We start from the raw sequence: 18,045 nt of genomic DNA, 5'->3' as shown, positions 1-18,045 counted from the left end.
GACGCAAACTAATGCCCGCATGAACATTCAAAACGACCTCCGCCCGAAGCTCAATCTCGTCCGCCTCGCCAATGGCGAAGGGCTGGACCTGCCCTCCTACGAAACGTCAGGGGCTGCCGGGATGGACCTGCGCGCCGCTGTCGATGACGGCGCACCACTGGTGCTCGCCCCGGGCAAGCGTGCCCTGGTTCCGACGGGTTTCATCTTCGAGATACCTGAAGGTTTCGAGGCGCAGATCCGCCCGCGCTCCGGCCTCGCCTTCAAGAACGGCATCACCTGCCTCAACACCCCTGGGACCATCGACAGCGACTACCGTGGTGAAGTGAAGGTGCTACTGATCAATCTCGGCGAGGAGCCTTTCGAGATCAGCCGCGGCATGCGGATCGCCCAGATGGTCATTGCGCCGGTAACCCAGGTCCGCGTTGCCGAGATTACCGAGACCAGTGCCACGGCGCGCGGCGCCGGCGGCTTCGGCTCCACCGGCGTATGAGCGGCGGAACCAAGGCGACAGCTCTGGCGTTCCGGCAGGATTACTTTGCCGACCACGCCGCCTGGCGGGCGCTGGTTTCGCTTCTCCACGACACATTCGGCATCGATATCGGCCCATTGATGGAACTCGGCGGGCCTGATCCATCCAGCATGCCCTTCGGCTGGTTTGCCGAAGACGGGACGCTGGCCGCCAATCTTTCGGCCTTCGCCATGCCTATCGTCGTCAATGGCCGCCGGATCAATGCAGCCGGCCTGCAATCCGGCGCCGTGCGGCCGCCCTGGCGCGGCCGCGGGCTCTATCGCGATGTGACGAAGAAGGCGCTCGACTGGTGCTCGTACCAGGGCTTCGAGGCGATCGTGCTCTATACGGACAAGCCTGCGCTCTATGAGCCCTACGGCTTCCGGACATTGCCGATGCACAGCTTCGAGGGTGATGCGCCGAAACCGGATGGCGCCGCTGACGCAAGGACGCTCGATCCCCGGCTCGCCGCTGACCTCGCCTTGCTCCAGGATTTGCTGGCACGGCGAGAACCGGTGTCCGACACATTGGCCGTCGCCGGCAGCCCGGCGATGTTTTTGATCAATACGCAGCTCGATCCCGATGTGCGGCTGACATTCATCGAGAAGCTCAATGCGGTCATTGCCTGGAAGCTCGATGGCGAGCGCTTTATCCTGCTCGATGTCGTGGCGCCCTCGATCCCTTCCCTCGCTGCCATTCTCGGCGGGCTCGGCATCAAGCCTTCGCGCGCTGAAATCCTGTTCAACCCCGATAAGCTTGGCTGGAACGGCGCGCCGCTGCCGTCTTCTTCGCACGGGACGCATTTCATGATCCGCGGACTAGACGGCCTAGAGCTGCGGGCCCCCGCCATGCTCTCGCCGATGGCGGATTTCTGATCAAACCGGCGGCAGGCGGCGCTTGACCGGCGACGACTTGATCATCGACGTGTTGGTTTCGGCGCGCTCCGCGATCTTGTCGAGGATGCCGTCCAGCTCCCCCATCGAGCGCACGACGAGCCGGGCGATGAAGCAATCGTCACCCGTCACCTTGTCGCATTCGATGAATTCAGGGGTTTCCTGGATCAGCTTCTCGACGATATGCAGCTGACCTGGCAACGGGCGGACGCGGACGATCGCCTGCAGGGGATAGCCGAGTGCGGCCGGATCGATATCGATGGTGAAAGCCCTGACGATGCCGCGTTCCTCCAGCCGGCGCAGGCGCTCGGCGGCACTCGGCGAAGACATGCCGGCCGCCTGGGCGAGTTCCTTCAGGGAGAGGCGCGCGTTGACGGCGAGCGCATCCAGCAACTTCTGGTCCGTTTCGTCGATTCTGTCGTAATTAGCCACAACACTCCTTTCACCTAAAATTATTAGGCAATTCGCTTCCATTCTGCTTCACACGATATAGAGACGGCAGCGGTTGCGCAATAATCTGCGCCTCCATCACGGGAGAGTTGCGATGCAGAGCGAGATCAGGCGGGGAAGCGCGGAAATGACGGCGGCAATGCTGATTTCGGGCAGCATCGGCTGGTTCGTTATCATGTCAGGGCAACCGGTTGGCAATGTCGTTTTCTGGCGCTGCCTGTTCGGGGCCATCAGCCTGCTTGTCATCTGCGCGGTGCTCGGGCTTCTCAATCCTCGCCTGCTGTCGTTGAAGAGCTTCGGCATCGCCGTTTTCGGCGGCATCGCCATCGTGCTGAACTGGCTGATGCTTTTTGCGTCCTATTCGCATGCGTCGATCTCGATCGCCACCACGGTCTACAATACCCAGCCCTTCATGCTGCTGGCGCTGGGGGCGGCCTTTCTCGGCGAGAAGATCACCGGTACGAAGCTGTCCTGGCTCGGGCTCGCCTTCGCGGGCATGCTGACGATTGTCGAGGCCAAACCGGATAGCGGTGCGATCAACGGCAGCTACGGCATGGGGATCGCGCTGGCGCTCGGCGCCGCCTTCTTCTACGCGCTGGCGGCACTGGCTGCCAAATGGCTGAAAGGCACGCCGCCGCATCTGATCGCCCTCATCCAGGTTTCGACCGGCATTATTATGCTGGCGCCCTTCGCCGATTTTTCCGCCATGCCTACGGCGGCGGGGACTTGGTCGCTGCTGGTGACCATCGGTGTCGTCCACACCGGGTTGATGTATGTGCTGCTCTATGGCGCGATCCAGAAGCTGCCGACGCATCTCACCGGTGCGCTGTCCTTCATCTATCCGATTGCCGCAATTGCGGTTGATCGCATCGCCTTCGGCCACGCGCTGCAGCCCCTGCAGGTGGTGGGAGCGGCGATCATACTGCTTGCCGCTGCGGGCATGAATCTCGGCTGGACGCCGGGGCGCTTTCTGCGCGTGGTCAGAAGCTGACCTCGGCGGCCTTTGACAATCCGACGCCGTGAGAGCCGGCACCGAATCCCCAGAGAACCATGTTGTGATGCGCGATGATCTGCTCGAAGCCAAGTGCTCCGATATCGCCGCTCATGTGACCGTCCGTGATTAACGTCACATCGAAGCCGAGGGAGACGGCGCGGCGAACCGACGTGTCGATGCAGAAGGGCGTGACGCAGCCGCCGATGACGAGATGGGTGATGCCGCGCCTGCGCAGCTCGGCTTCCAGTGGCGTCTCGAAGAAGGCATCGCAAGCCTGCTTGTTCATCAGCAGCTCGCCGGGCGCAGGCACCACTTCCGCCCTGATTTCCCAGCCCGTGGTACCCTTGGCGATCGGATCGCCTTCGGCTTCGTCATGCTGGACGATGATAACCGGGACCGCTTCCGATCGCGCTTTTGCGAGCACGGCTGCGAGCCGTCTGGTCACTGCGTCGTAGGCTTCCTGGATCGCCGGTACACGCTCTTTCGTCCCCATGCCTTCCAGCACGGCATTCTGAACATCGATCAGCAGCAAAGCCTTGGACATTTCATCCCCCATGACGCCATTTTCGAAGTCGCTTGAAAGCCATTTCACACAGACGTAAATAAGCGGCAATCAGGGAGAGACAAATGACGATTGCAGCGCTCATTGCCTATAGCGGCGCACTGTTCATTGCAGCAGCCATTCCGGGGCCGGGTATCACGGCGATCGTGGCGCGGGCGCTGGGCTCGAACTTCCGCGAGACCTTCTTCATGGGGCTCGGCCTGGTGCTTGGCGACATGACCTATCTGACCGCCGTCATCCTCGGCCTCGCCTTCGTGGCGCAGACCTTCACCGAGATTTTCCTGGTCGTCAAGTTCGCAGGCGTGATCTACCTCTGCTGCATCGCCTACAAGCTTTGGACCTCGGGGCTCCTGCCGCAGGATATCGCCGCGCGCAAATCGAGCAGTATGGGCATGTCTTTTCTTTCGGGCCTGCTCGTAACCCTCGGCAATCCGAAAACGATGCTCTTCTATGTGGCATTGGTGCCGACGCTGATCGATATCCACACCATCGGCCTGCGCGAGTATGGCCTGCTGCTGGCCGCGACCTTCATCGTTCTGCTGACGGTGCTGATCCCCTATATGCTGCTGGCAACCCGTGCCCGCAGCATGCTGAAGCAGCCGCGCGCATTGCAGGCCCTGAACCGGACGGCGGCCGGCATTCTGGCGGGCACCGCAGCCTTTATCGCCACCCGCGCGGCCTGAAAAATTCATCCGTCAAACGGCGGTTTTCAAAGGATTTTTTCTCTGGCTTGCCACTCCTGCGCGTGAGGCTGGTCTGGTCTGACGCCCGCTTTGACCCTATTCTCTGCGCAACACACTTCAAGGGAGAGCACTCATGTCGAAAAAACCGGGCCGCGGCCGCATCTACTCGTCGATCACCGAGACCATCGGCGATACGCCGATCGTGCGCCTCGACAAGCTTGCCAAGGAAAAAGGCGTGAAGGCCAACCTGCTGGCAAAGCTCGAGTTCTTCAACCCGATCGCCTCGGTCAAAGACCGTATCGGTGTGGCGATGATCGAGAGCCTGGAAGCGCAGGGCAAGATTTCTCCCGGCAAGACGACGCTGATCGAGCCGACCTCCGGCAACACCGGTATCGCGCTTGCTTTTGCCGCCGCTGCCAAGGGTTACAAGCTGATCCTGACGATGCCGGAAACCATGTCCGTCGAGCGCCGCAAGATGCTGGCGCTGCTTGGCGCCGAACTGGTTCTCACCGAGGGACCGAAGGGGATGAAGGGCGCCATCGCCAAGGCCGAGGAACTGGCCTCGACGCTGCCTGACGCCATCATTCCGCAGCAGTTCGAAAACCCGGCCAACCCTGAAATCCATCGCAAGACGACGGCAGAGGAAATCTGGAATGATACCGACGGCGCAGTCGATATCTTCGTTTCCGGCATCGGCACCGGCGGCACGATTACCGGCGCTGGACAGGTGCTGAAGTCGAAGAAGCCCGGCATCAAGGTCATCGCTGTCGAGCCGGAAGAATCGCCCGTGCTTTCGGGCGGCCAGCCCGGACCGCACAAGATCCAGGGCATCGGCGCCGGCTTTGCGCCCGCCATTCTCGACACCAAGATCTACGACGAGGTCGTCACCATCAATAGCGCATTGGCCATGGAAACCGCCCGTCTGGTCGCCAGGCTCGAAGGCGTGCCGGTCGGCATCTCGTCCGGTGCGGCGCTTGCCGCCGCGATCAAGGTCGGCAGCCGCGAGGAAAACGCCGGCAAGACTATCGTGGTGATCATCCCGTCCTTTGCCGAGCGCTATCTTTCGACGGCGCTGTTTGATGGGCTCGGGAGCTGATCAGCGAATAGCGAATAGCGAATAGCGAATAGCGAATAGCGAATAGCGAATAGCGAATAGCGAATAGCGAAGCTTGCTCGGCCCTAAGTGCTCAGCAAGCTTTCTTTTTCTATTCGCTATTCGCTACTCACTATTCGCTTCCCTATCATGCTGCCGCGGTCAACCGCTCGCCTGCGATCCTATAGGAGATCGCTTCAGCCAGATGGATACGGCCAACCGTTGTCTTTCCATCGAGATCGGCCAGCGTGCGCGCGACTTTCAGAACGCGATGATAGCCGCGGGCGGAGAAGCGCATCTTCTCGGCCGCATCCCGCAACAGCTGCAAGCCGCCGGCATCCGGCTCGGCGTACTTCTCGATGAGCGCCGTCGAGCAGCGCGCGTTGGTGACGATGCCGCCGAGGCCTGCCGCGATGAACCGGTCGGCCTGCAAGTCTCGCGCCCGCGCGACGCGGGCCGCCACCGTGCTGCTCGCCTCAGCCGGCATCGGCCGGATCAGGTCGGTGGCGGAGACGGCCGGTACGTCGATGCGGATATCGATGCGATCCATCAGCGGGCCGGAGATCCGCCCCTGATAGTCGGACTGGCAGCGAGGGCCACGGGCGCAACTGTGGCCGGGCTCTCCGGCCATGCCGCAGCGGCAGGGGTTCATGGCGGCGACCAGCTGGATACTGGCCGGATAGGAGACCCGGTGATTGGCGCGGGCGATGATGCATTCGCCGGTCTCCAGCGGCTGACGCAATGCATCGAGCGCCTGCGGCGAGAATTCCGGAAACTCATCGAGAAAGAGCACGCCATGATGGGCAAGCGACGCCTCGCCGGGCCTTGCCCGCAAACCGCCGCCGACCATCGCGGCCATGGTCGCTGAGTGGTGCGGGGTGCGGAATGGACGGCGATCGGAAAGCTTGCCGCCGGAGAGCTGCCCGGCGATCGAGTGGATCATCGAGACTTCAAGCAGCTCGGCGGCCGAAAGCGGCGGCAGGATCGACGGCAGGCGCGCCGCGAGCATCGATTTGCCCGAACCGGGCGGGCCGACCATCAGCAAATTATGATTTCCAGCCGCTGCGACCTCGAGCGCGCGCTTGGCGCTTTCCTGCCCCTTGATATCGGCGAGATCGGGCAGGTTGGCGGCGTTGGCGCGGATCGACGGTTCGGGGCGCGACAGCACCTGCGTACCGCGGAAATGATTGGCAAGAGCGATCAGGCTTCTCGGCGCCAGAATATCAAGGCCGGTCCCGGCCCAGGCAGCTTCCGGGCCGCTGTCGGCCGGGCAGATCAGGCCTTTGCCAAGGCCGTTGGCTCCGATCGCCGCCGGAAGCGCGCCGGCAACGGGAGCAATCGTGCCATCCAGATTGAGTTCGCCGAGCACGACATAATCCGCGAGCGCGTCGCCAGGAATGGCGCCGAGCGCCGCCATTAGGCCAAGCGCGATCGGCAGATCGAAATGCGAGCCTTCCTTTGGAAGATCGGCAGGCGCCAGATTGACGGTGACCCGCTTGGCCGGAAGCGCCAGCCCCGACGCATGAAGGGCGGCCTGAACCCGCTCGCGGCTTTCCGCTACGGCCTTGTCGGGAAGACCGACGATCTGCATGCCGACCTTGCCCGGAGCGACCATCACCTGGACTTCGACCGGCACACCTTCAATGCCCTGAAATGCAACCGTACTGACGCGCGCGACCATGCCCCTGCCCCCGCAACCAACTACATCGCGTTTTACGACCCATCATGGCCGTCAATTGCAATCTGGCATGGAAAACAGAATAAAACAAGAACAATAAACGAACAGATTCCCGCGCTCGCTGCGTTCAGGTTGCAGCGGGTTGTATCGGCCCGTCAAAATGAGAACAAAACACCGCTTTATCTACGCTTGCGTTCGATGGCATCCCAGAGAAGGCTGGCAATATCGGCGCCACCGAACTTTGCGACCTCGCGCAATCCGGTCGGAGAGGTAACGTTGATCTCCGTCATGTAGTCACCGATGACGTCGATGCCGACCAGCAGGAAGCCGCGCTCCTTGAGCGCTGGGCCGATACGCTTGCAGATTTCCTTCTCGCGCGCCGTCAGCTCGGTCGCCTCGGCGCGACCGCCGACATGCATGTTTGAGCGGCTGTCGTGCTCGGCCGGAACGCGGTTGATGGCACCGACAGGCTCGCCGTCGACGAGGATGATCCGCTTGTCGCCCTTGCGCACATCAGGCAGATATTGCTGGGCGATGAAGGGCTCGCGGAAGAGCTGGCCAAACATTTCGAGCAGCGAGGAAAGGTTGCGGTCGTCCTTGGTCGAGTGGAAGACGCCGGCGCCGCCATTGCCGTAGAGCGGCTTGAGGATGATATCGCCCATCTCGTCGCGGAAGCGGCGGATTTCGGCGGCATCCTTGGTGATCAGCGTCTTCGGCATCAGATCGGCGAATTCGGTGACGAAGATCTTTTCCGGCGAATTGCGTACCCAGGCCGGATCGTTGACGACGAGGGTCTTCGGGTGGATGCGCTCGAGCAGATGCGTCGAGGTGATGTAGGCCATGTCGAAGGGCGGATCCTGACGCAGCAGGACGACATCCATGGTCGAGAGATCGATGCGCTCAGGCGCGCCGAGCTCGAAATGGTCGCCCTTGACGTCGCGCAGCACCATAGGCTCGACCGAGGCGAAGACCTGGCCGTCGCGGAAACTCAGCCGATCAGGCGTGTAGTGAAAGAGCTTGTAGCCCCGGGTCTGCGCCTCAAGGCTCATGGCGAAGGTGGAATCGCCTGCGATGTTGATGCCCGAAACATGGTCCATCTGGACCGCTACGTTCTTGATCTTGGCCATTTCCGTCCCTCACTGAATGCCGGACAGATGTAGGTCGCAAGACGGCTGAACGCAACGGCCAATCAATGGCTTCGTGATATCGCAATTAAGGTTTATTCAGGCCGCGAGGCCCTGCTGTCCGGTGTTGCGCAGCATGTTGCGGAGGCGGTAGGCGAGCGCCACCGGCTTCGGGAAGGGCTTGCGCAGGAAGGCAACCTTGCGAACGTAATTATCGACCCGCCAGCTGGCCCAGGTGCCGCCGGCGAAGAAGGCGACGTCGCCGGCGCGGAGTGTGCGTTCGGTGCCGTCTTCAGCGGTGATATGGACCTCTCCCTCGATGATCATCACGGTCTCGTCCCAGCCGAAGAACCAGCGGAACTCACCGGCGGTGCAATCCCAGATCGCTGTCAGCGAAGCTTCGTCGTGGCCGCGTGAATGCTCGGCGGTGCGGGCCTGCGGGTCACCGCTGACCACCCAGTCCGGGTTAATCGGAGTCGACTTCATCGGCAGATGGTCGCTCGAATGCGCGATGAAGGATTTGCCGCGCGGCATCGCCACGGCATACGGCACCGTGCGCGCAGCCATTGCGACCGCACTTGCAAGCATAAGCTTCCAGGCCATGAAACACCCCGTTTGCTACCCCAATGTTCGCGGAATAACAGACAAGTCGTAAGAGAGGCGTTCAAGCAGCCGCTAAAATTTTAACGGATCCTGACGAAGCCTAGTGGACTGGCTCGGCGGCGACCGGCGCGACCGTGCTGGCCGCGACGCCGGCACCGATCCGCTTGCCGCTATCGGCTGCGAAGAAGTGAAGCTTTTCGGGAGCGATGACGAAGCGCATTTCACTGGTGATCGGCGTTTCCGGTGAGACGACCGCGGTCAGCTGCTGGTCACCGAGCATTCCGTGGACGAGGCGCTGCGAGCCCAGTTCCTCGACATATTCGACGGCGAGCGGGATGGCATATTCGTCCGGGCGCGCGAGACGCAGATCCTCGGCACGCATGCCGATGGTAACAGGGCCGGAGGCCGGAGCGTTGCCTGCGAGGTCGATCAGGCTCGGGCCGATCGCCAGCTTGTCGCCATGCAGTTCGGCCTTCAGGAGGTTCATGGCCGGCGAACCGATGAAGCTGGCGACGAAGGTGGAGGCAGGAGTGTGGTAGACATCGAGCGGCGCGCCGATCTGTTCGATCTCGCCGCCGTTCAAGACGACGAGACGGTCCGCCAGCGTCATCGCTTCCAGCTGGTCGTGGGTGACATAGATCGAGGTGGTGCCGAGGCGGCGTTGCAGACGCTTGATCTCGCCACGCATCGAGACGCGCAGCTTGGCATCGAGGTTTGACAGCGGCTCGTCGAAGAGGAAGACGGCCGGCTTGCGGACGATGGCGCGGCCCATTGCGACGCGCTGGCGCTGGCCGCCCGAGAGGGCCTTCGGCTTGCGCTCCAGATATTGCTCGATCTGCAGCATGCGGGCGGCTTCGGCGACGCGAGCGTCGATCTCCGCCCGCGGCGTCTTGCGGTTCTTCAGACCGTATTCGAGGTTCTGGCGAACGGACATATGCGGGTAAAGCGCATAGTTCTGAAACACCATGGCGATGTCGCGATCGGCCGGCTCCACGTTGTTGACGACGCGGTTGCCGATCTTCACCTGTCCCTCGGAAATGCTCTCAAGACCGGCGATCATGCGCAGCAGGGTGGACTTGCCGCAGCCGGACGGTCCGACGAGGACGATGAACTCGCCGTCCCTGATGTTGATGCCGACACCCGAGACAGCCTTGACGCCGCCCTGATAGATCTTGCCGACGCCTTCTACATCGATAGAGGCCATTGTCATTTCTCCGTTTCGACCAGGCCTTTGACGAAAAGGCGCTGCATGACGATGATGATGAGAACCGGCGGCAGGGCGGCGAGGATGACGCCTGCCATCACGAGGTTCCATTGGGTGTCGCCGTCCAGTACCGAGGCCAGACGCTTGATGCCCATGACCGCGGTGTAATAGCCGGGATCGGTGGTGATCAGCATCGGCCAGAGATACTGGTTCCAGCCATAGATGAAGAGGATGATGAACAGCGCCGCGATGTTGGTGCGCGACAGCGGCAGCAGGATATCCCGGAAGAATTTCATGGCGCCTGCGCCATCGACTCGGGCCGCTTCCATCAGTTCTTCCGGGATGGTCAGGAAGAACTGACGGAACAGGAAGGTCGCGGTCGCCGAGGCGATCAGCGGGATGACGAGGCCCGGATAGGAATTCAGCATGCCGAGATCGGCGACGACCTTGTAGGTCGGCAGGATGCGGACCTCGACTGGCAGCATCAGCGTCAGGAAGATGATCCAGAAGGCGACCATGCGCAGCGGAAAGCGGAAATAGACGATGGCGAATGCGGAGATGATCGAGATGGCGATCTTGCCGACGGCGATCATGACAGCCATCAGCAGGCTGTTTGCCAGCATCAGCGCGAAAGGCGGCGCACCGGCCACAGAATTCCCGGCGCTGAGCAGCTGGTCGAAATTGGTAATCAGCTGATCGCCAGGAAGCAGTGGCATGAGGCCGCTCATGAAGTCGGTCGGACCATGGGTGGCGGCGATGAAGGCGAGGTAGACGGGGAAGACCACCGTGACGACGCCGACGATCAGGATCAAGTGCGTGAGGAAGTTCAGAAAGGGACGGTTCTCGATCATCGCACGGGCCTCAATACTGGACTTTTTTCTCGATCCAGCGGAACTGGATGACGGTCAGGGCGACAACGATGAGCATCAGCACCACCGACTGCGCCGCCGAAGGGCCGAGGTTCAGGCCGACGAAACCATCGGCATAGACCTTGTAGACGAGCGTATTCGTCGATTGCGACGGGCCGCCTGACGTCGTGGAATCGACGATCGGGAAGGTGTCGAACAGCGCGTAGGTGACGTTGATGACCGCCAGGAAGAATGTGGTCGGCGAAATCAGCGGGAAGACCACCGTCCAGAACCGTTTGAACGGTCCGGCGCCATCGATCGATGCAGCCTCGATGACGGACTGCGGGACGGATTGCAGGCCTGCGACAAAGAACAGGAAATTGTAGGAAATCTGCTTCCAGGCCGAGGCGATGACGATGAGGATCATCGCGTCATTGCCGTCGAGGCGGTGGTTCCAGTCGTAGCCGAACTGGCGAAGGATATAGGGCAGGATGCCGATGCTGGGGTTGAACATGAACCACCAGAGCAGGCCGGCGGCCGCTGGCGCCACGGCATAGGGCCAGACGAGCAGCGTCGTATAGATGCGGCCACTCTTCAGCACGCGGTTGACGCAGACGGCAAAGAGCAGTGACAGCCCCATCGACAGCACGGTGACGGAGACCGAGAAGATCAGCGTCACCCACAGCGCGTTCATATAGTCGGCGCTGCCGAAGAGCTTGGTATAGTTGGCGAACCAGACAAAGGTCGTCTTCATGCCGAAGGGGTCTTCGCGCAGGAAGGACTGCCGGAAGGCCTGAAAGGCCGGCCAGATGAAGAAGACCAGGGTGACTGCGAGCTGCGGCGCCAGAAGAAAATATGGCAGGACGCGGTTCGAAAAGATTGTGCGCTTTGTCTGCATGGCTCGCCCGATATGGAAAGGCCCTCCCCGGACTGGGGAGGGCTCAGCTTCTGCTTCGAAAGCTTAGTTCGAGTTGGCGGCTTCGAATTCGCGCAGGATGGCGTTGCCTTCCTTGACGGCTTCGTCGAGCGCCTGCTGGGCGGTCTGCTTGCCCGACAGCACGGTTTCGAACTGCTGGTCGATAACGTCGCGGATCTGGGTCAGGTTGCCGAAACGAACGCCCTTGGAGTTTTCGGACGGCGTGCCGCGCAGGATCTGCTTCAGGCCAACGTCGGAGCCCGGGTTCTTGTCGTAGTAACCCTGGGACTTACCGAGATCGTAGGCAGCGTTGGTGATCGGCAGGTAGCCCGAGAACTGGTGCCAATCAGCCTGAACTTCCGGCTGGCTGAGGTAGGTGTAGAACTTGGCGACACCCTTGTAGACTTCCGGCTTCTGGCCGTTCAGCGTCCAGAGCGTTGCGCCGCCGATGATCGAGTTCTTCGGATCCTTGGTGACGTCGTCATAGTAGGGCAGTGTCGAGAAGCCGACCTGGAACGCCTTGGCGTTGTTGATCACACCAGCGCGCGAACCCGAGGAGCCCATGTAGATGGCGCATTCCTGCGAGTAGAACTTCGGAGCTGCATCGGGGCCGCCGCCCGGACCACCGTACTGGAAGTAACCGGCATCCTGCCACTTCTTCAGGTCGCTCCAGAGACGAGCCTGGTTCGGACCGTTGAAGCTCAGCTCAGCCTTGGTGCCGCCGAAGCCGTTCTGCAGCGTGCCGTAGGGCAGGTCGTGGATGGCCGAGAAGTTTTCGAGGCCGAGCCAGGTCGCAGCGTAGGTGATGGTGAAGCCGCACTTGGCAGCGCCGGAGTCGACGATCTTCTTCGAGAACTCAGCCAGTTCGGCATAGGTCTTCGGGGCAACTTCCGGATCGAGGCCAGCCTTCTTGAAGACGTCCTTGTTGTAATAGAGGATCGGCGTCGAGGAGTTGAACGGGAAGGACAGGATGTTGCCTTCCGGATCGGAGTAGTAACCGACGACAGGCGCGATGAACTTCGACGGATCCCAGGGCTCGCCCTCGTCGGCCATCAGCTTGTAAACCGGATAGACGGCGCCCTTGGCGGCCATCATCGTGCCGGTGCCGACTTCGAAGACCTGAACGATAGCCGGCTGCTGACCAGCACGGAAAGCGGCGATAGCGGCAGTCAGGGTCTCAGGATAGGTGCCCTTGAAAACCGGGGTCACGTGATATTCGGTCTGGCTGTCGTTGAACTTCTGAACGATCTGCTCGAGCTTCTGCCCGAGTTCGCCACCCATGGCGTGCCACCAGGTGATCTCGGTTGCGGCGAACGATGCCGACGAAGACAATACGACCGCGGCAGCGGCCAGAGAAAACGTCTTGAACATGGATAAATCCTCTCCACCAATTGTTGGGGTGAGGAAGCCAATAGAGGCCTTACGTGACGCCTCCTTTACATTTGCATGACAGAAAAATTACAAAGCCTGTCTGTCTGCACGCCTATGCAATGCCGCTAGAAGGCATTTGGGAAATGCCGGGGCAAGCGGCCGGGCAATACGGCCACGATATCGTAACGCTGCGATAGCAGGTGATTGGCCGGCTGGCGGGCAAGCCAGAGGTCGCTGGCATCACGGATGCGTTTCTGAGCCGCATAAGAAACAGCGTCCACCGCGCCGCGCTCGTCCCGCCGGGCTTTGACCTCGACAAAAATGGCGAGATCGCCCTTGCGGGCGATGATATCGATCTCGCCGAGCTTGGTGCGATAGCGGAAGGCGGCGATGCGGTAGCCCTTCAAGATCAGAAAGAGTGCGGCTGCGTATTCCGAGAACTGGCCCCGGCGCAGCGCCTTCTGCCTGTCCGCGCGAGGGCCGCTACCGCTCATCCGCCTTCATATCCAGCAAGCGCTGATAAAGCTCCTTGCGGGGCAGGCCCGTCAGCTTTGCGGCCTCGGCTGCCGCCTTCGCTGTCGGCATCGTGCCCGAGAGATCGGCAAGGATCGCATCGACATCGGCCGCATCGGCCGGCTTCTCGGCGGCCGGTGCGACGACGAGGACGATTTCGCCCTTCACATTGTCGTTCTCGGCATAGTGGGCAGCAAGTTCCGCGAGCGTGCCGCGGCGGAATTCCTCATAGGTCTTGGTCAGCTCGCGACAAACCGAGGCAAGGCGTTCACCGCCCAGCACATCGGCCGCAGCCGCCAGCGTCGCGCCGATGCGATGCGGGGACTCGAAAAACAGCAGCGTTGCCGGCGTGGTTGCGAATTCGCCCAGCCGGTCGCGGCGCGCCTTGTCCTTGACCGGCAGAAAACCGGCGAAAAGAAAGGCTTCGTTTGGCAGACCGGAACCGACGAGGGCCGCGAGAGGTGCGGAGGCACCCGGGATCGGAACGACCTTGTAGCCGGTCTCGATGGCTGTCTGAGCCAGACGATAGCCCGGGTCGGAGACCAGCGGCGTTCCGGCATCCGAGACCAGCGCGACCGATTTTCCGGCCTCGATCGCCTGCATCAGACGCGGCCCGGCCTCGTCTGCATTGTATTCGTGATAGGAAAAGGGCCGGTTCTGGATGCCGTAGCGGTCGAGAAGCACGCGCGTCACACGCGTATCCTCGCAGGCGAGCACATCGGCTCCCGCCAGCGTTTCCAGCGCGCGAAGCGTGATATCGCCGAGATTGCCGATCGGCGTTGCGACCAGATACAGCGCCGCTTCGAGCGGGCGGGCGGGGATGCTGACATTGTGCAGGCGGTAGGTGCGAAGCTTGCCGCCCTCGCCCGCCGTCTCTTCATTACTCAATTTCAAAGGCCCTCTCTGGCGTCGGCTCTTTATGCGCGCAGGCTTCGTTCGCGGCAAGGGTTCGGATTTCTGTGAGGATCATTGGGTAAATGCGCCTTTGCAGGCCTGCAAAGCCTTGCACCCCTTGCAATGCCCGGCAAAGTTCTGCCATTTTGCCCGTCCACTCCTCCGGCCATGGAGCCGGAAAGGCATTTTTCTGGCGCGCTCGCGCGCCCGGACAGTCACGGTCGAAAGCGGTAGCATCCCATGCGTATTACGATTGAGCGTTCCAACCTCCTGAAGTCGCTGAACCACGTTCACCGCGTCGTCGAACGGCGGAACACGATCCCGATCCTGTCCAACATCCTGCTGCGCGCCGACGGCCAGAACCTCGACATGAAGGCGACCGACCTCGATCTCGAAGTCACCGAAGCGACGCCCGCCAATGTCGAACAGGCCGGTGCGACCACTGTTCCTGCCCATCTTCTTTACGACATCGTCCGCAAGCTGCCCGATGGTTCGGAAGTTCTGCTTGCGACATCGACCGATGGCGGCTCGATGACGGTGCAATCCGGCCGCTCGAAGTTCTCGCTGCAGTGCCTGCCGCAATCCGACTTCCCGGATCTGACCGCCGGCACCTTCACCCATTCCTTCAAGCTGAAGGCAACGGATCTCAAGATGCTGATCGATCGCACCCAGTTTGCGATCTCCACCGAAGAGACCCGCTATTACCTGAACGGTATCTTCTTCCACACGATCGAAAGCGAAGGCGACCTGAAGCTGCGCGCCGTTGCGACCGACGGCCATCGTCTCGCCCGCGCCGACGTGAAGGCGCCTTCGGGCTCCGAGGGCATGCCCGGCATCATCATTCCGCGCAAGACCGTCGGCGAGTTGCAGAAGCTGGTCGATAGCCCGGATGCACTTGTTACCGTTGAAGTTTCCGACGCCAAGATCCGCCTCAGCATCGGCTCGATCGTCATGACATCGAAGCTGATCGACGGCACGTTCCCGGATTACCAGCGCGTCATTCCGACCGGCAACGACAAGGAAATGCGCGTCGATTGCACCACTTTCGCCCAGGCCGTCGACCGCGTCTCGACGATTTCGTCCGAGCGTGGCCGCGCCGTGAAGCTGGCGCTTTCCGACGGACAGCTGCTGCTGACGGTCAACAATCCGGATTCCGGCAGCGCAACGGAAGAAGTCGCCGTCGGCTACGACACGGATTCGATGGAAATCGGCTTCAACGCCAAATACCTGCTGGATATCACGGCGCAGCTTTCCGGCGATCAGGCGATCTTCCTGCTCGCCGATGCCGGTTCGCCGACGCTCATTCGCGACACGGCTGGCGATGATGCTCTCTACGTTCTGATGCCGATGCGCGTGTAAACGCGCGTCGCATTTGGCGGGCAAAGTTTTCAGATTGCGACGTTTGGTCTTGTTTTACTGCCGGATGATTGCAATTAGATAGCCAGCGGTTTGTTGCTTGACGAGGAGGACGGCATGGCGTTGCGGCTGAAAGAACGGCTCGGCAAAAAGTTCGATGAGGAAATCCGTTTCTTCAAGGGAATGATGCAGGGGCCGAAGACTGTCGGCTCCATCGTTCCCACCTCCTCGATTACCGCCAAAAAGATGGCAAGCGTCATCAACATCAATTCCGGTCTGCCGGTGCTTGAGCTTGGACCCGGTACGGGCGCGATCACCAAGGCGATCCTCGGCCGCGGCGTTAAGCCAGAAAAGCTTGTCGCAATCGAATATTCGACGGATTTCTACGAGCACCTCGTTCGCCTCTATCCGGGCGTCCACTTCATCAACGGCGACGCTTTCGATCTCGACAAGACGCTCGGCGCACTGAAGGGACAGATGTTCGATTCCGTGGTGTCCGCCGTGCCATTGCTGAACTTTCCGATGCAGGCCCGCAGCGCATTGCTGGAAAGCCTTCTCGACCGCGTTCCGGCTGGCCGGCCCGTCGTCCAGATTTCCTATGGGGCCGTCTCGCCGATCATCGCGCGGCCGGATCGTTACCACATCCAGCATTTCGACTTCATCGTCCGTAACATCCCCCCGGCTCAGCTCTGGATCTACCGCCGCGGCTGATGTTCGCGCTCTATATCACTCACCCACAGGTCAGGATCGATCCCGATGTCCCCGTTCCGCAATGGGGTCTGTCGGAAACAGGTGCTGCCCGCGCCGGACTAGCCGCCGAACGCCCGTGGGCCACGCAGCTGCGGCGGATCGTCTCCAGCGACGAGACCAAGGCGATAGAGACAGCAGACATTCTGGCCGAAGCCGCCGGGATCCGTGTTGAGATCATCCATGGCATGCATGAGAACGACCGGTCGGCGACCGGATTTCTGCCGCCAGCGGAATTCGAAAAAGCCGCCGACTGGTTCTTTGCCAATCCGGACCTCAGCTTCAAAGGCTGGGAGCGGGCTATCGATGCGCAGGCTCGCATCGTTTCCGCCGTCGATCGCATCCTGTCGTCTCACAATACGGACGAGCCGATCGCCTTTATCGGGCATGGCGGCGTCGGAACACTGCTAAAATGCCACCTGGAAGCAAAGCCGATTGAGCGCGACCGCGACCAGCCCGGCGGAGGCGGCAATCTCTACGCTTTCTCCCTTGCAGACCGGCGCTTATCATGCGACTGGACGCCCATTGAAAGCTGGCAGGGGTGGATGAGATGAACGCACGCGAACGGTTGATCGTCGGGCTCGATGTTCCGACACTGGGCGAAGCGGAAAAGATCGTTTCAACGCTCGGCGACGACATTCTCTACTACAAGATCGGCTATCAGCTGGTCTTTGCCGGCGGGCTGGAATTTGCTCGCGAGCTTGCCCAGAGCGGCAAGAAGATCTTCCTCGACATGAAGCTCCTCGACATCGACAACACGATCGCATCGGGTGTCGAGAACATCGTCAAGATGGGCATGTCGATGCTGACGCTTCACGCCTATCCGAAGGCAATGAAGGCGGCTGTCGAGGCCGCAAAAGGCTCCGATCTTTGCCTGCTCGGCGTTACGGTGCTGACCTCGATGGACGAGCAGGATCTGACAGCGGCCGGTTACGAATATGATCCGCACACCCTGGTGTTGCGCCGTGCCGAACAGGCGCTCGCCGCCGGCATGGGCGGCATCGTCTGCTCGGCCGAGGAATCGTCAGCCGTCCGCAAGATCGTTGGCCCTAACATGGCGATCGTTACCCCGGGCATCCGCCCGGCCGGCAGCGACAAGGGCGACCAAAAGCGCGTGATGACACCGGCAGACGCCTTGAAAGCGGGCTCCAGCCACCTTGTCGTCGCCCGCCCGATCGTCAAGGCGCCGGATCCGAAGGACGCCGCCCGCGCGATCCTGGCCGAGATGGACGCAGCGCTCCGTTAAGCAAAGAGAGGGAGAGGAAGATCATGGCCAAGGGTTACTGGATCGCGCGCGTCGATGTTCGTGACGCCGAGCGCTACAAGGACTATGTCGCGGCCGCAAAACCGGCCTTCGAGAAATACGGCGCCAACTTCCTCGCCCGCGGCGGTGCGATCACCGAGCTCGAGGGCAAGGCGCGGGCGCGCAATGTCGTGATCGAGTTCCCGTCGATGCAGGCAGCCGTTGATTGCTACAACTCGCCGGAATACCAGATCGCCGCCAAAATCCGCCAAGAAGTCGCGGATGCCGAAATGGTGGTCGTCGAGGGAATCTGAGGCGTCTTCGCAGATGCGAGACTGCGGCGCGATGGGCCTTTCCGTCGCGTC

22 protein-coding genes are annotated in these 18,045 nt (G+C 61.6%); 10 read left to right on the top strand and 12 right to left on the bottom strand.

Features of this window, described 5'->3' with window-relative positions:
• The first annotated feature begins 19 nt into the window (after positions 1 to 19).
• Together dut and AC1DNK_RS01170 are read left to right on the top strand one after the other, a co-directional pair.
• Entirely contained in the window at positions 20 to 490 is a 471-nt protein-coding gene (dut, locus tag AC1DNK_RS01175) for a dUTP diphosphatase (RefSeq protein ID WP_477938902.1), read from the top strand.
• The gene (locus AC1DNK_RS01170; RefSeq protein WP_477938900.1) at positions 487 to 1,383 is read left to right on the top strand and encodes a GNAT family N-acetyltransferase; all 897 of its coding nucleotides are present in this window, start codon (positions 487 to 489) and stop codon (positions 1,381 to 1,383) included. The genes dut and AC1DNK_RS01170 overlap by 4 nt, the downstream gene beginning before the upstream one ends.
• Here AC1DNK_RS01170 and AC1DNK_RS01165 read toward each other — a convergent pair whose 3' ends face one another.
• Positions 1,384 to 1,875, bottom strand: a complete 492-nt coding sequence (locus AC1DNK_RS01165; RefSeq protein ID WP_477938898.1) for an Lrp/AsnC family transcriptional regulator — start codon at positions 1,873 to 1,875, stop codon at positions 1,384 to 1,386. It abuts the gene before it with no gap.
• A gap of 70 nt (positions 1,876 to 1,945) precedes the next feature.
• Here AC1DNK_RS01165 and AC1DNK_RS01160 point away from each other — a divergent pair, with 70 nt between their 5' ends.
• The gene (locus AC1DNK_RS01160) at positions 1,946 to 2,842 is read left to right on the top strand and encodes a DMT family transporter (RefSeq protein WP_477938896.1); all 897 of its coding nucleotides are present in this window, start codon (positions 1,946 to 1,948) and stop codon (positions 2,840 to 2,842) included.
• Here the strand turns inward: AC1DNK_RS01160 and AC1DNK_RS01155 are convergent.
• A complete protein-coding gene (locus AC1DNK_RS01155; RefSeq protein WP_477938894.1) occupies positions 2,832 to 3,389 on the bottom strand; it encodes a cysteine hydrolase family protein in 558 nt (185 codons plus the stop codon). The two genes, AC1DNK_RS01160 and AC1DNK_RS01155, sit on opposite strands and share 11 nt — an antisense overlap.
• A gap of 83 nt (positions 3,390 to 3,472) precedes the next feature.
• On the opposite strand from AC1DNK_RS01155, the gene AC1DNK_RS01150 reads away from it, so the two are divergent.
• Positions 3,473 to 4,090 carry a LysE family translocator gene (locus AC1DNK_RS01150; RefSeq protein WP_477938892.1) on the top strand — a complete coding sequence of 206 codons (618 nt, stop codon included), beginning with the start codon at positions 3,473 to 3,475 and terminating at the stop codon, positions 4,088 to 4,090.
• A gap of 133 nt (positions 4,091 to 4,223) precedes the next feature.
• Positions 4,224 to 5,186, top strand: coding sequence for a cysteine synthase A (gene cysK / locus AC1DNK_RS01145; RefSeq protein WP_112385193.1), 963 nt, complete (start codon positions 4,224 to 4,226; stop codon positions 5,184 to 5,186).
• Positions 5,187 to 5,331: 145 nt separating this feature from the next.
• Here the strand turns inward: cysK and AC1DNK_RS01140 are convergent, their stop codons facing one another.
• From AC1DNK_RS01140 to AC1DNK_RS01095, 10 genes are all read right to left on the bottom strand, one after another.
• Positions 5,332 to 6,864, bottom strand: coding sequence for a YifB family Mg chelatase-like AAA ATPase (locus AC1DNK_RS01140; protein WP_477938889.1), 1,533 nt, complete (start codon positions 6,862 to 6,864; stop codon positions 5,332 to 5,334).
• A gap of 176 nt (positions 6,865 to 7,040) precedes the next feature.
• Positions 7,041 to 7,988 (bottom strand): glutathione synthase, encoded by a 948-nt coding sequence (gene gshB, locus AC1DNK_RS01135; protein WP_477938887.1) that lies wholly within the window; start codon positions 7,986 to 7,988, stop codon positions 7,041 to 7,043.
• A gap of 96 nt (positions 7,989 to 8,084) precedes the next feature.
• Positions 8,085 to 8,588, bottom strand: a complete 504-nt coding sequence (locus AC1DNK_RS01130; RefSeq protein WP_112385190.1) for a cupin domain-containing protein — start codon at positions 8,586 to 8,588, stop codon at positions 8,085 to 8,087.
• Between the two features lie 100 nt (positions 8,589 to 8,688).
• Positions 8,689 to 9,792, bottom strand: coding sequence for an ABC transporter ATP-binding protein (locus AC1DNK_RS01125; protein ID WP_477938885.1), 1,104 nt, complete (start codon positions 9,790 to 9,792; stop codon positions 8,689 to 8,691).
• Positions 9,793 to 9,794: 2 nt separating this feature from the next.
• Entirely contained in the window at positions 9,795 to 10,643 is an 849-nt protein-coding gene (gene ugpE, locus AC1DNK_RS01120; RefSeq protein ID WP_112385188.1) for a sn-glycerol-3-phosphate ABC transporter permease UgpE, read from the bottom strand.
• A 10-nt stretch (positions 10,644 to 10,653) separates the two neighbouring features.
• A complete protein-coding gene (gene ugpA, locus AC1DNK_RS01115) occupies positions 10,654 to 11,538 on the bottom strand; it encodes a sn-glycerol-3-phosphate ABC transporter permease UgpA (RefSeq protein ID WP_112385187.1) in 885 nt (294 codons plus the stop codon).
• Positions 11,539 to 11,601: 63 nt separating this feature from the next.
• Entirely contained in the window at positions 11,602 to 12,927 is a 1,326-nt protein-coding gene (gene ugpB, locus AC1DNK_RS01110; RefSeq protein WP_112385186.1) for a sn-glycerol-3-phosphate ABC transporter substrate-binding protein UgpB, read from the bottom strand.
• Between the two features lie 125 nt (positions 12,928 to 13,052).
• Positions 13,053 to 13,421 carry a YraN family protein gene (locus tag AC1DNK_RS01105; RefSeq protein WP_477938883.1) on the bottom strand — a complete coding sequence of 123 codons (369 nt, stop codon included), beginning with the start codon at positions 13,419 to 13,421 and terminating at the stop codon, positions 13,053 to 13,055.
• Positions 13,411 to 14,328, bottom strand: coding sequence for a 16S rRNA (cytidine(1402)-2'-O)-methyltransferase (gene rsmI / locus AC1DNK_RS01100; RefSeq protein WP_477939840.1), 918 nt, complete (start codon positions 14,326 to 14,328; stop codon positions 13,411 to 13,413). Before rsmI ends, AC1DNK_RS01105 begins: the two co-directional genes overlap by 11 nt.
• Positions 14,321 to 14,479 (bottom strand): hypothetical protein, encoded by a 159-nt coding sequence (locus AC1DNK_RS01095; RefSeq protein WP_162698717.1) that lies wholly within the window; start codon positions 14,477 to 14,479, stop codon positions 14,321 to 14,323. The genes rsmI and AC1DNK_RS01095 overlap by 8 nt, the downstream gene beginning before the upstream one ends.
• Before the next feature lie 95 nt (positions 14,480 to 14,574).
• On the opposite strand from AC1DNK_RS01095, the gene dnaN reads away from it, so the two are divergent.
• The 5 genes from dnaN to AC1DNK_RS01070 all read left to right on the top strand — a co-directional run bounded on the left by dnaN (position 14,575) and on the right by AC1DNK_RS01070 (position 17,994).
• Positions 14,575 to 15,693 carry a DNA polymerase III subunit beta gene (gene dnaN, locus AC1DNK_RS01090; RefSeq protein WP_112385183.1) on the top strand — a complete coding sequence of 373 codons (1,119 nt, stop codon included), beginning with the start codon at positions 14,575 to 14,577 and terminating at the stop codon, positions 15,691 to 15,693.
• Between the two features lie 114 nt (positions 15,694 to 15,807).
• Positions 15,808 to 16,401, top strand: a complete 594-nt coding sequence (pmtA, locus tag AC1DNK_RS01085) for a phospholipid N-methyltransferase PmtA (RefSeq protein ID WP_112538374.1) — start codon at positions 15,808 to 15,810, stop codon at positions 16,399 to 16,401.
• Positions 16,401 to 16,991 carry a histidine phosphatase family protein gene (locus AC1DNK_RS01080; RefSeq protein ID WP_477938880.1) on the top strand — a complete coding sequence of 197 codons (591 nt, stop codon included), beginning with the start codon at positions 16,401 to 16,403 and terminating at the stop codon, positions 16,989 to 16,991. Before pmtA ends, AC1DNK_RS01080 begins: the two co-directional genes overlap by 1 nt.
• Positions 16,988 to 17,683, top strand: coding sequence for an orotidine-5'-phosphate decarboxylase (gene pyrF / locus AC1DNK_RS01075; protein ID WP_310293404.1), 696 nt, complete (start codon positions 16,988 to 16,990; stop codon positions 17,681 to 17,683). Before AC1DNK_RS01080 ends, pyrF begins: the two co-directional genes overlap by 4 nt.
• A gap of 23 nt (positions 17,684 to 17,706) precedes the next feature.
• Positions 17,707 to 17,994, top strand: coding sequence for a DUF1330 domain-containing protein (locus tag AC1DNK_RS01070; protein WP_112514160.1), 288 nt, complete (start codon positions 17,707 to 17,709; stop codon positions 17,992 to 17,994).
• Positions 17,995 to 18,045: the final 51 nt, after the last annotated feature.

This window comes from Rhizobium sp. 01N424 (assembly GCF_056399485.1).
Note: the sequence above shows the minus strand (reverse complement) of the source record. Positions and strands in the feature narration are given on the sequence as shown.